This window comes from Trueperaceae bacterium (assembly GCA_036381595.1).
In the GTDB taxonomy this organism is placed as follows: Bacteria; Deinococcota; Deinococci; order Deinococcales; family Trueperaceae; genus DASVCN01.
On record DASVCN010000028.1, the window covers coordinates 130,545 to 143,055 of the forward strand.

The 12,511-nt window shown below is 65.5% G+C and carries 11 protein-coding genes; 4 read left to right on the forward strand and 7 right to left on the reverse strand.

The features are described 5' to 3' along the window. Positions 1-18: 18 nt before the first annotated feature. Positions 19-702: a VTT domain-containing protein gene (locus VF168_11025; GenBank protein HEX7004703.1), complete on the forward strand. Its 684-nt coding sequence runs from the start codon at positions 19-21 to the stop codon at positions 700-702. On the opposite strand, the gene VF168_11030 is transcribed toward VF168_11025, so the two are convergent. The 4 genes from VF168_11030 to VF168_11045 form a co-directional block, all read right to left on the reverse strand. Further along, positions 631-1,521 carry an ABC transporter permease gene (locus VF168_11030; GenBank protein HEX7004704.1) on the reverse strand — a complete coding sequence of 297 codons (891 nt, stop codon included), beginning with the start codon at positions 1,519-1,521 and terminating at the stop codon, positions 631-633. The genes VF168_11025 and VF168_11030 overlap by 72 nt on opposite strands. A gap of 10 nt (positions 1,522-1,531) precedes the next feature. Next, positions 1,532-2,593, reverse strand: coding sequence for an ABC transporter permease (locus VF168_11035; GenBank protein ID HEX7004705.1), 1,062 nt, complete (start codon positions 2,591-2,593; stop codon positions 1,532-1,534). A gap of 149 nt (positions 2,594-2,742) precedes the next feature. Then, entirely contained in the window at positions 2,743-4,311 is a 1,569-nt protein-coding gene (locus VF168_11040) for an ABC transporter substrate-binding protein (protein HEX7004706.1), read from the reverse strand. A 168-nt stretch (positions 4,312-4,479) separates the two neighbouring features. After that, on the reverse strand, positions 4,480-5,172 hold the full coding sequence (locus tag VF168_11045; protein ID HEX7004707.1) for an ABC transporter ATP-binding protein: 693 nt from the start codon (positions 5,170-5,172) through the stop codon (positions 4,480-4,482). A gap of 78 nt (positions 5,173-5,250) precedes the next feature. On the opposite strand from VF168_11045, the gene VF168_11050 reads away from it, so the two are divergent. Next, positions 5,251-6,021 (forward strand): Crp/Fnr family transcriptional regulator, encoded by a 771-nt coding sequence (locus tag VF168_11050; GenBank protein HEX7004708.1) that lies wholly within the window; start codon positions 5,251-5,253, stop codon positions 6,019-6,021. Positions 6,022-6,105: 84 nt separating this feature from the next. Here the strand turns inward: VF168_11050 and VF168_11055 are convergent, their stop codons facing one another. Together VF168_11055 and VF168_11060 are read right to left on the reverse strand one after the other, a co-directional pair. Continuing rightward, positions 6,106-6,717 carry a GNAT family N-acetyltransferase gene (locus VF168_11055; GenBank protein ID HEX7004709.1) on the reverse strand — a complete coding sequence of 204 codons (612 nt, stop codon included), beginning with the start codon at positions 6,715-6,717 and terminating at the stop codon, positions 6,106-6,108. Next, on the reverse strand, positions 6,714-7,292 hold the full coding sequence (locus VF168_11060; GenBank protein HEX7004710.1) for a histidine phosphatase family protein: 579 nt from the start codon (positions 7,290-7,292) through the stop codon (positions 6,714-6,716). Before VF168_11060 ends, VF168_11055 begins: the two co-directional genes overlap by 4 nt. Positions 7,293-7,574: 282 nt before the next feature. Between VF168_11060 and VF168_11065 the strand changes: the two genes are divergently transcribed. Further along, positions 7,575-8,507, forward strand: a complete 933-nt coding sequence (locus VF168_11065) for a proline dehydrogenase family protein (GenBank protein ID HEX7004711.1) — start codon at positions 7,575-7,577, stop codon at positions 8,505-8,507. A 65-nt stretch (positions 8,508-8,572) separates the two neighbouring features. Then, positions 8,573-10,132 (forward strand): L-glutamate gamma-semialdehyde dehydrogenase, encoded by a 1,560-nt coding sequence (gene pruA / locus VF168_11070; GenBank protein HEX7004712.1) that lies wholly within the window; start codon positions 8,573-8,575, stop codon positions 10,130-10,132. Between the two features lie 89 nt (positions 10,133-10,221). On the opposite strand, the gene VF168_11075 is transcribed toward pruA, so the two are convergent. Further along, positions 10,222-12,511: HAMP domain-containing protein (locus VF168_11075; protein HEX7004713.1), on the reverse strand; the 2,290-nt coding region annotated here is incomplete at its 5' end.

Below are 12,511 nucleotides of genomic sequence, written 5' to 3' on the forward strand. Positions count from 1 at the left end.
GCACGGGCAGGCGTTACGATGGGACCGGTTCAACTGATGCTCGATGCCCTCACAGCCTTCATCAACGGCGCGGGCCTGCTGGCTCCGCTCTACTACATCCTCTCGTACGTCGTAACGGCGTTGTTGCCGGTGGTGCCCACGCCACTCGTGGCGGCGCTGGGGGGTTCGGCCTTCGGCCTCGTGCCCGCCGTCCTCTACGGCATCATCGGACTGGGCCTCGGCGCCGTCATCAGTCTCACGCTCGCACGCGGCGTTGGCCGTCCCCTGCTTCGCAGACTCGTCAGGCCGAGCGTGCTCGAATCGTGGGAATCGCTCCTGGGCATCCGCTCCGTCTACGTCTGGGGTCTCATCTTCCTGATCTTCAATCTCGACTTCGCGGTCATGGTCTCCGGCCTTTCCACCCTGTCGTTGCGGCAGCTGTGGATCGCCGCGATGGTAACGCGCCTCCCCTGGGTGATCGCGAGCGCCTGGCTGGGCGACGAGGTGCTGGTGAGCGACAGCAACGCCCTGCTCCTGGCTCTCCTCCTGATACCGGCCATCTACCTGCTAGGACGATGGCGGCCCCGCATCCAGGCCTGGCTGCTCCACCTCCAGCGGAACAACGCGGCTGCTGGCACGGCGCAGCCAGCTTCACAGATTGCGGAGGCGCGGATCGAGGATATCTCTGATCGCGTCGCCGAGCAGGTTGAAGCCCACCACTGAGAGGAAGATCGCGAGGCCCGGGAAGATCGACATCCAGGGGGCCCGCACGAACTGGGCGAAACCGTCGCGGATCATCAGGCCCCACTCGGGCACCGGTGGTTGGGCCCCCAGACCCAGGAAGCCCAGCGCGGCGACGTCGAGGATCGCCACCCCTATCGACAGGGTGAGCTGGACTATCAGCGGCGAGAGGCTGTTCGGGAGGACGTGCCTGAACACCACCCTGGGAGCGCGGGCGCCCAACGCCTTGGCCGACTGGACGTACTCGCTCTCCTTGATAGAGAGGACCACCGAGCGCGTGAGGCGCATGTAGATGGGCACCTGGGTGATGCTGATCGCGATCAGCGCGTTGGTGAGACTGGGTCCCAGGATGGCGACGATAGCGATAGCCAGCAGTATCCCGGGGAACGCCATGAGGATGTCGATGAACCAGACTGCCAGCGTGTCGACCCAGCGGCCGAGGTAACCGGCGACAAGGCCCAGCAGAGTCCCCGCGACGAGGGAGAACGCTACGGCGATGAGGCCCACACGCAGACTGATGCGCCCCCCGTACCAGACCCTGGTGAACAGATCGCGGCCCAACTCGTCGGTTCCGAACCAGTGCTCCGCCGACGGCGCCTCGAGGCGAGCCCGCAGGTCGCGGTCGGTCGCCGGGTCGTAAGGGTGGACGACCGGCGCGATCAGCGACGCGATGCTGATGAAGGCGATGAGACCGAGGCCCACGACTCCGGTGGTGTGACGGAAGAAGCGGCTGAGGGCGCGTCTGGTCTGGCTGCGACCGCTGCCGGTGGCCGTGGATGCTTCTAGGGTCGCGCTGCTCACGTCGTTCCTCTCACTCGTACTGGATCCGCGGGTCGATGAGCCCGTAGGCGAGGTCGACCACGAGGTTGACGACGACGAAGATGGTGGCGATGAAGATGACCCCGCCCTGGATGATCGGGTAGTCGCGGGCCGAGATGGCGTCGAAAACCCAGCGGCCGATGCCGGGCCAGCTGAACACCGTCTCGGTGAGGATCGCTCCGGAGAGGAGCGTTCCGAACGACAGGCCGATCACGGTGACGACGGGCAGGAGAGCGTTCCTCAGGGCGTGCTTGTTGACCACCCGACGCTCCTCCAACCCCTTCGAGCGGGCCGTGCGAACGTAATCCTGACCCAGAACCTCGAGCATCGACGACCGGGTCATCCTCACGATGATCGCGAGCGGGATCGTGCCGAGGGCGATGGCCGGCAGTACCAGGTGCTTGAGGGCGTCCCAGAGGGCCGACAGGTTCCACCTGAGCAGCGAGTCGAGAACGTAGAAGCCGGTGATGGGCTCGAGCGAGAACTGGACTATCGGCGAGAGCCTGTGCCCCGGCGGCAACCAGCCCAGGTTCACCGAGAAGATGTAGATGAGGATTATCGCCAGCCAGAAGACCGGGAAGGAAACGCCCGACAGGGCCAGGGTGACGACTGCCGTGTCGGCAGCGGTGCCGCGCCGCAGAGCGGCCCAGACGCCGGCCGGAATGCCAACGGCCGTCGCGAAGAGCATCGCGAAGATGGTGAGTTCTACCGTCGCCGGGAAACGAGCCGCCAGACTGGTGGCGACAGGTATGTTGCTGAAGATGCTGCGCCCAAGGTCGCCCTGGACCAGATCGGTCATGTAGTCGAAGTACTGGGAGTCGAAAAGGTCGGCGAAATCGCCGCTCTCCCGGGCCGCCGCCATGTTGAGCCACAGCGGTCGCTCGAGACCCAGGTCCTGCCGCAGACGTTCGCGCAATGCCGGCGAGGAGCGCTGCCCGAGCATGGCTATTGCCGGGTCGCCTGGTATGACACGGGTGATGGCGAAAATGATGAGCGTCACACCGACGAGCACGGGTATGAGGCCGAGCAGTCGCCGGATGGCATATCCGGTCAATTCATCTCACTCCAATAGAAGCCGGGATCGTCTGCTCCTGACGTCGACGCTTCGGCGCCCGATTGCTCCACGGCCCGCAGTAAATATACGTGCTGACAGCAAGATAGCGCGGCAGGGGCGACGGATCGCCCCTGCCGGAAGGGACCTGCTTACTCCTTGCTCACCTCGTGCAAGCTCACCGAGCTGTAGCCGAGGGGGCTCATCACGAACCCTTCGATGTTGGAGCGGACAGCGTTGAGCGAGCGGTTGTGCGCCATCGGGATAGAAGGCACCTCTTCCGCCACGGTGTTGACCACCTGGGAGTAGAGTTCCGCGCGCCGATCAGGATCGGCGACCTGCCGAGCGGTGGTCAGCGCCTCGGTGACCTCGGGGCTGTCCCAGCCGAGCTGGTTCTCCTGCGCGTCCGGCCCGAAGAAGGTCATCAGGAAGTTGTCCGGGTCGGCGTAGTCGGCGTTCCAGCCGAGCATGTACATCGGGAACTTGCCGGTCGAGTAGTCGGCGAGGTAGGTGGTCCAGTCCTCGGTCATCAGCTGCGCGTCGATCCCGACGTCGGCCAGGTAGCTGGCCATCGTCTCGGCGATCGGCTGCGGGGCCGGGTAGTAAGGACGGCTCACCGGCATGTACCAGAGCTGGGTAGAGAAGCCGTCCGGGTAGCCCGCCTCGGCGAGCAGCTCGCGCGCGCGCTCCGGGTCGTAGTCGTACGGCCAGGGCTCACCATGGCCGAAGAGAGTGGGCGGCAGGTGGTCTTCGGCGACGACGCCCAAGCCCTGATAGAAGGCGTCCACGATCGCTTGCCGGTCGATCGCGTGCGCGATCGCCTGACGCACGAGCGGATCGTCGAGCGGTTCGTTGGCCTGGTGGAAGGCCAGGTAGCCTACGTTGAGTTCGGCCTCGGCGGTCACCGCCTCGAGATCGGGGTTGCTCTCGACCGCCTGGAGGTCGTCGGCAGCAAGCAGGACGGCGATGTCGATCGTGCCCGCCTGCAGTTCGGCGAGACGAGCGGTGGGCTCGGTGATCGGTCGGAAGAACACCCGCTCGACCTTGGCCGGGCCTCCCCAGTAGTCGTCGTTGCGTTCGACCACAACGCCCTGTCCTTCACGCCACTCGACGAACTTGAAGGGTCCGGTACCGACGCTCCCGACTGCCGGAGTGCCGTAGTCGACGCCGGCTTCCATGACGGCGGTAGGGCTGTCTATCTGGAAGTAGATGGCGGCCAGCTGCGCCGGGAGGAAGGGACTGGGCTGGTTCATGCGGAACTCGACGGTGTTCTCGTCGATGGCGACGACCTCGTCGAGGATGCTGCCGTCACCCTTGGGCCCACCGAAAACCCAGGTCCAGGGCGTGTAGGTCTTGCCCTGATCGCGGAAGCTGTAGGGGTGTTCCGGGTCGTTCCAACGACTGAAGTTCCAGGCCACCGCCTCGGCGTTGAACGGGGTGCCGTCGTGGAAGGTGACGCCTTCGCGGAGCTCGAAGGTCCAGACGGAACCGTCCTCGTTCGAACTCCATTCGGTCGCGAGCCGGGGGATGAGCTCCGTCGAGCCGGGGGCGAAGCCTATGAGCGTCTCGGTGATCTGACCCGAAACGACCAGTGAGTTCCCGTCCTGCGAGTCGACCGAGTCGAGCGACGAGGGTGGACCGCTCACGCCGTATACCAGGGTCTGCGCCCCCACTAGGCCGAACAGCGCCAGGGCGAGCATTGCAACCAATAGCCTCTTCATCGACACCTCCAGTTGGAACCGCTCAGGCGCAGGGAGCCCGCTGCCTGTGACTAATCCGCTTGGCCTGAGCTTTGAGTCATGCTAGCACACGCATTTTCGCGCGTGCTTCACGTTTTCGTCAGGATTCCGCCCTCACCACGACCCGGCTTCGGTCCCGATTCCGAGCGGTCAGACCTGGCTCACCACCTCGTTGGCCAGACGTACCAGCTTCCCATCCTCCAGCCGGTAGCGACTGTCGACCTCGGCGACGAGGCCTGCATCGTGAGTAACCATCACGACCGACGTTCCACGCTTGCGCGCCAGCTCCACGAGCAGATGGAAGACGGTTCGCGCGTTCTCCCGGTCCAGGCTGCCGGTGGGCTCATCGGCGAGGATGACGCTGGGCTCGCCGTAGAGGGCCCGGGCTACGGCCACCCGCTGACGCTCACCGCCCGAGAGCAGTCGCGGCAAAAAATTAGCACGATCGGAAAGCCCGACGCTGTCAAGGAGTTGCCGGCCCTGAGCGCGATCCAGGCGGCCGTGGATACGGCCGGGAAGCGTGACGTTGTCGAGCACGTCCATGTCCTCGAGCAGGTAGTGCTGCTGGAACACCAGCCCCAGGAAGCTCGCCCGCCTGGCGGCGAGAGCCTGCGGAGGATAATCGTGCACCGGGAAATCGCCCCAGTAGATCTCGCCTGCCGAGGGGGAGTCGAGACCGGCGAGGAGGTGCAGCAGAGTGCTCTTGCCAGACCCAGAGGGTCCCAGGACCGCGGCCACCTCGCCGCTGCGTACCTCCAGGTCGACGCCGCGCAAGACCTCGACGCGCTCTTCGCCGGCGACGAACGACCGGACGAGCGATCTGCATCTCAGGACGGGGGCCATACGGGTACTATAAACGCAGGTGGGTCATGTTACTCTGACGCAATTCCGAAGAGTTCTTCATCGAAGGGGGCTATCACAATGGGCATCGAACGATCGGAAGCAGTCACTACCAATCCGGTACGACCCGGGCTTGCAGATGGACAGCGGGTGGGGCACATGGCCGACATGAAGGAGTTCCTCAAGAGCGTGCCGCTCTTCGCGGACGCGCCCGAGCGCGCACTGGAGATCGCCGCCGGCTCGATGCAACGGCGGACCTACGAACCGCAGACGACCATCTTCCAGGAGGGTGACACGGGCGAAGCGCTCTACGTCCTCTCCAACGGGCTTGTGAAGCTGTCCAAGATCGACCTGGGTGGACACGAGAAGACGCTGGCTATCCTGCAGCCTCCGGAGTTCTTCGGCGAGATGGCGCTCCTGGGCGAGCAGGCTCGCAGCGCCACGGCCATGACGCTGAGCAAGGTCGAAGCCTACCTGCTCTTCAACGACGACTTCCGAAAGCTGATGGAGCAGTACCCGACCATCAGCCTCAACCTCACCTCGACACTCGCTCGCCGGCTGCGGGGCATGGATGACGAGGCGCAGATCCTCTCCTACAAGGATGCACAGGGACGCGTGTCGTACGTGCTGCTGCGGCTCTACCGGGCCGGCGTGATCGACCTGGCCGAGGGGGGCAGCGCCCTCGTGCGCCTCACCCACCAGGAGCTGGCGAACCTCGCCGGAACCAGCCGCGAGACCGTCACCAGGGCGTTGAAGGCCCTCGAAGGGGAACGGGTCATCCAGACCAAGCCGAAAGAGATCATCATCACCGATCCCGAGGGTTTGGAGGAGATCCTGCACGGCATCCGCTGAAGATCGCCGCCGATCCGAACGGAGGGGCGGGCCCGCCTGGCGGCCCGCCCCTCCGCTTCCACCGTTCTCCGGTCCGGCTGCTCGCTAAACGGTTGGTTCTACCCCGCGGGCGATCAGGCGCGACCGCAGGCGCTCTCTCACCCGGGGCCAGTCGAGGTCGACGACCGAGTAGACCCTGGTGTCGCGGATGAAGCCACCCTTCACGATCATGTGTCGCCTCAGTTCACCCTCGAAGACCGCTCCCAGCGCCTCGATGGCCCGTTGAGAGCGAACGTTGCGGGTGTCGGTGTGTATCTGCACCCTCACCCAGCCCAGACGCTCGAACGCCAGATCGAGCATCAAGAGCTTGCTCTCCACGTTGGTTCCACTGCGGTGCAGGTCAGGCCGGAACCAGGTATAGCCCAGTTCGGCATTTCGGTGCTGCCAGCGGATGTCGGCGAAACGGGTTGAGCCTATCACCTCGCCGCTCGCACGTCCGAATATCGTGAAGGGGTAGGCGCGGCCAGCCTCCCTCTCGGCGAACGCCGTGGCGAAATAGGCGGAAGCCTGTTCCTCGTCGACGGGCGTCGAGGTCAGCGCGTACTCCTCCGGCCAGCGGCTGCTGATCGCCAGCAGTGGTGCGATGTGTTCGGGCGCCATCGGCTCGAGGCGGATCAGCCTGCCCTCGAGGATGGTGGGGTGCGGGACTCGGTTCACTGCAACTGCTGCAAGCCACCCACCACCTGGCCCGCCGGCGCGTCCAGATCGATCTCGCAGGGGACTATCTCGGCGTGCTCGACGAGTCGCTCGATACCAGCCAGGGCGCTGATGACGACGGCATGGGTGACGACCACCACGCTGGACATGTGACCGTAGCGACGGAGTACGCCTATCACCCGGTCGCGCACCTCGTCGAGGGTCTCCCAGGGCGCGTCTGCCGCCGAACCGACCCCACGCATCTGATTGCGCAACTGCTCGTTGGCTCGGTGCAGGAGCCGGGGATCGAGGTCGGCGAGCGAGTCCTTCTGCGGCAGCCACTCGTGGAGGTCGTATTCGACGTAGAGGGGCTTGTTGAGGGCCCGGCTGAGCCTGGCGGCGGACTCGAGCGCGCGAGCGTAGGAGGAGCAGAGTATCCCCTGCGTCTCCTGCAAACGGAAGTCGCCGGCGATGGTGTCTATCTGCAGCCGGCCGAGATTCGTGAGCGGCGCGAACGAAGTCGCCCACCCCCTGACGCCGCGAGATTCGACCTGCCTGTAGTCGGTGTCGCCGTGGCGGACGAAGAAGAGCTTCACGCCGGGGCCTCGGCTGCGGGGCGGATGCGACTTGCCTCGTTGGAGTCGTGAGAGTGGACCGGATCGCAAGCTTGGCGCTCGCACGTTGAACGCATCGAGATCTCCAAATACCCCATTGAGCTGCCCCCTCGTGCGCCCAAGCGTAGCAAGCCTGCCAGGGGCACGGTTGTTCGAAGTTTTACTAAGGTAGTTGGCTCCTGAAGCGTCCCAAGGCGCATCCACGAGCGTTGGTAGACTGGTTCACGAACTCAGGCCGGGGCAGGTTCTGCCCATCGTATCGAGGTGTGTGAACTGGTGCTGGAAGGTTTGTATCGAAGGTCGCTACTGGGTCTCGCCGGCGCGGAACCGGTAGAGAGGTTCCTGCGCAGGCGCGGGATGCAACTGGGTGTCGGCAGGTTCGTCGCCGGTGCCACCCTCGAAGAGGCGCTGCCGAGGGCCCGAGAGCTGGAGGCCAGTGGGCTGCAGGTGATCCTCGACCTGCTGGGCGAATTCGTCGACGACCCGGATGGAGCCCGGGCCGCGACCGAAGGGATCGTTGCGGGCCTCGGTCCGCTTGGCAGAGAGCTGCGGAGCCCGGCGATGAGCGTCAAGCCGACCCAGTTGGGCCTCGGCATCGGGTTCGCGACCGCGCTCGAGAACGCACGGGCCATCGCTCGCTGTGCCGAAGAGGCTGGAGCCCACGTGTGTCTGGACATGGAGAACCACCCATACGTCGACGGCACCCTGAAGCTCTACCGGACGCTCCACGAGGAGGGGTTCCGCAACGTTAGCACTGTGCTGCAGAGCTACCTGCGGCGCAGCGAGGACGACCTCGAAGCCCTGCTGGAACTCGATCCCAAGCCGACCTTGCGGATCGTCAAGGGAGCCTACCGGGAACCGGCCGGGGTCGCCTTCCAGGAGAAGGCCAAGGTGGACAGCCAGTACCGGAAGTTGCTCTACCGGCTGCTCGAAGCGGGCGGGACCGCCAACATCGCCACCCACGACGAGCGCATCGTGCGCGATGCGGAAGCATATCTCAAGGGATCGGGGAGCGACCGGTACGAGTACCAGCTGCTCTACGGGGTCAAACCGGGCCTTCAGCGGGCGCTGCGCGACCGCGGCCATCCTGTTCGGGTATACATGCCGTTCGGCCACGACTGGTACGGCTACTTCAGCCGTCGGCTGGCAGAACGGCCGGCCAACCTGATGTTCGTGCTGAAGGGCCTCATCGGCTGAACGAGTGGAGCCTCGGCAGCGGATGCCCGGGGCCAGGGAAGCAGGAACGGGAGGAACGAGGAACGATGACCGAGCTATTCGAGCCGTACCGCAACGAACCGTTCACCGACTTCGGGGACGAAGCGAACCTGCGCGCCTACCGCGCCAGCCTCGAGGCGGTCAGGAGCGAACTGGGACGCGACTACCCGCTTGTCATCGGCGCCGACCGGGTGACGACGAACGAGTACCTGGAGTCGTTCGACCCGTGCAACGTGGAGCGGGTGGTGGGCCGATCCGCCAAGGCGAAGGCGGCGGAGATAGAGCGCGCGATGGACGTTGCGCGGGAGGCCTTCGGGTCGTGGTCGCAGCTGCCGATGCAGCACCGGGCTCGATGCCTGATGAAGCTGGCGGCGGTTATGCGTCGCCGCAAGTTCGAGCTCGCCGCCTGGGAGACGTTCGAGGCCGCCAAGAACTACCGTGAGGCCGACGCCGACGTAGCTGAGGCCATCGACTTCGCCGAGTACTACGCGCGCGAGGCGCTGAGACTGGCTGAGCCCCTGCGCACCTACGACTACCCGGGCGAGGAGAACACCACGTTCCTCATCCCGCGCGGAGTGGGCGTGGTCATCCCGCCCTGGAACTTCCTGCTGGCGATCCTCGTAGGGACGACGGTGGGCCCGGTTGTCGTGGGCAACACGGTGATCGTGAAGCCCTCCCCGAACACGCCGATAATCGCCCAGAAGTTCATGGAGTGCGTCGAGGAGGCGGGCTTCCCGCCAGGCGTCATAAACCTCCTCACGGGGGACGACGCCGACCTGGGAGATGCCCTCGTCGACCATCCCCAGACCCGCTTCATCAACTTCACCGGCTCCCTTCGGACCGGCCTGCGGATCCATGAGCGGGCCGTGCGGATGCAGCCGGGCCAGATGCATATGAAGCAGGTCTACGCCGAGATGGGTGGCAAGGACGCGCTCATCGTCGACGAGACGGCCGACCTCGCGCTCGCCGCCGACGCGGCCGTGGCCTCGGGCTTCGGCTTCCAGGGGCAGAAGTGTTCGGCGATGAGCCGGTTGATCGTGGTCGACGAGGTTTACGACGAGATGCTCGAGCGGGTGCTGGCGGGCGTCGCGAAGCTGTCAGTAGGCCCGGCCGAGGAGAATCACGACGTCGCGGCGGTCATCAACGAGCGGCAGTACCGGAAGATCCTCGACTACATCGAGAAAGGGGGCAGCGAAGGACGTCTCGTGGCCGGAGGGGGAGCCGCGAAGGAAGCTGGCAACGGCTGGTTCATCCAGCCCACTGTCTTCGCCGACGTCTCACCCGAGGCCGTGATCGCCTGCGAGGAGATCTTCGGACCGGTGGTGTCGGTGGTGCGCGCGCGCGACTTCGACCACTCCCTGGAGATCGCCAACTCGCTTCCGTACGCGCTCACCGGTGGCCTCTGCAGCCGCAGCCGGGCGCGGATCGAGCGTGCCCGTTACGAACTCGAGGCGGGAAACATCTACGTGAACCGGAAGATCACGGGGGCGCTCGTGGGCGTGCAGCCGTTCGGCGGTTTCAAGCTATCTGGCGACAACGCCAAGGCCGGCGGCCCCGACTACCTCCGCCTCTTCATGCTGGCGAAAACCGTCACCGAGCGCTTCTGAACGGATCGGGCCGGCCCGCAGGGCCGGCCCAGTCCAGTTCTCCCGGAGCCTTCATGCAAAGTAGCGCCGGCCAGATGTGGCCGGCCGGCTCAGTTCTTACCGAGCATCTCCAGGTCGCCGTTGCGCAGGTCCTCCGGCGGCGTCACCTCATCCAGCGTGAAGTAGAAAGTCGCGCCCCGGCCTACTTCGCCTTCGGCCCAGATCTTGCCGCCGTGTCGGTGGACGATCCGCTGGACGGTAGCCAGGCCGACGCCCGTGCCCTGGAACTCTCCGGGTGAGTGCAGGCGCTTGAACGGGACGAACAGCTTCTCGGCGTACTGCATGTCGAAGCCCGCGCCGTTGTCCTGCACGAAGTAGACTTCGCGTTCACCGGTCCTGCGGACCCCGAACACTATCTGAGCGCCTTCGCGCGCGCTCGTGAACTTCCAGGCGTTGCTTAGCAGGTTCTCGAGCACCAGTCGCAACAGTTCCTCGTCCCCTGTTACGACGACGTTGTCCGATACCTGGGCGTGAACATCCCGCTCAGGATGGCGCTCTCCCAGTTCGAGGAGGACCTGACGGGCTATGTTGCTCAGATCTACCGGTTCCCGCTTCAGTTCGCCGCGCGCTACGCGGGACAGGGTCAGCAGGGCGTCGATCAGTTCGGCCATCCGCTCGGCCGCCGCGCCGACCCGCTCGATGTACTGGCGCCCCTTGTCGTCGAGCTTGTCGCGGTACTCCTCGAGGAGGATGTGGGTGTAGCCGGTGAGCCCCCGGAGCGGAGTGCGCAGGTCGTGGGAAACCGAGTAGCTGAAGCTCTCCAGCTCGCTGTTGAGCGCCAGCAGGTCCGAGGTGCGCAGCGACAACTGTCTCGCCTTCTCCTCGAGCGACAGCCTGGCGATCTCCACTTCGGCGTTCTTCCTTTCGACCTCGGCCTTCTGTTCGGCCAGCAGTCGCGCCTTCTCCTGCAGCTCCGCGTTCGTCTGCTGCAGCTCCTCCTGCTGGTCCTGCAGCTCCTGGGCCATGGCTTGCGACTGCTCGAGGAGCGCCTCTGTGCGGGAGTTGGCTTCTATCGTGTTGAGGACGATGCCGATGCTCTCGGTGAGCTGCTCGAGGAAAGCGAGGTGGGTTGGGCTGAAACGCTCGAAGGAGGCGAGTTCGATCACCGCCTTCGTTTCCAGTTCGAACATCACCGGCAGCACCACGATGTTGAGCGGCGGCGATTCGCCCAGGCCCGAGTTGATCTGGACGTAGTCGGGGGGGACGTTGGTGAGCAGTATCCGCTCCTGCTCTAGGGCGCACTCCCCCACCAGTCCCTCGCCGAGCCGGAACTTCTTGGCCAGCCGCTTGCGGTCCCGGTAGGCGTAGCTGGCCTTCATGGCCAGCATCTCCTCGCCCTCCTGCTCCTCCTTGATGTAGAAGACACCGTGCTGGGCGTTCACCAGCGGCGCCAGCTCAGTGAGGATGAGGCGGCAGACGGTGAGCATCTCCCGCTGCCCCTGGAGCATCCGCGTGAATCTCGCCAGGTTGGTCTTGAGCCAGTCCTGTTCGGTGTTCTTCGCGGTCGTGTCCTTGAGGTTGCGGATCATCTCGTTGATGGTGTCCTTGAGGACCGCCACCTCGCCTTCGGCGGCAACGCCGATCGAGCGCGTGAGATCACCCTTCGTCACGGCCGTGGCGACGTCGGCGATCGCCCTTACCTGGGTGGTCAGGTTCGCCGCCAGCTGGTTCACGTTGTCGGTGAGGTCCTTCCAGGTACCGGCCGCACCGGGAACCTCTGCCTGGCCGCCCAGGCGACCTTCGACGCCCACCGCGCGGGCGACGCCGCTCACCTGGTCGGCGAAGGTGGCGAGGGTGTCGATCATGTCGTTGATGGTGTCGGCCAGCGCTCCGACCTCGCCCATCGCCTCCACGGTCAGCTTCTTCTTCAGGTCGCCGTTCGCAACCGCGGTGACGACCCGGGCGATGCCACGTACCTGGCTGGTGAGGTTCGACGCCATCAGGTTGACGTTGTTGGTGAGGTCCTTCCAGGTGCCGGCAACGCCCTGGACGTCGGCCTTGCCGCCCAGCTTCCCTTCGGTGCCGACCTCGCGGGCGACGCGCGTCACCTCGGACGCGAACGAACTAAGCTGATCCACCATCGTATTGATGGTGTCCTTCAGCTCGCGGATCTCCCCCTTGACGTCCACCGTGATCTTCTTCGACAGGTCGCCGTTCGCAACAGCCGTCGTAACCTCGGCGATGTTCCTCACCTGACTGGTGAGGTTGTCGGCCATCGAATTGACGTTGTCGGTCAGATCCTTCCAGGTACCGGCCACACCCTTGACGTTCGCCTGGCCACCCAGCTTCCCCTCGGTCCCCACCTCACGAGCGACACGAGTCACCTCGGACGCGAACGAA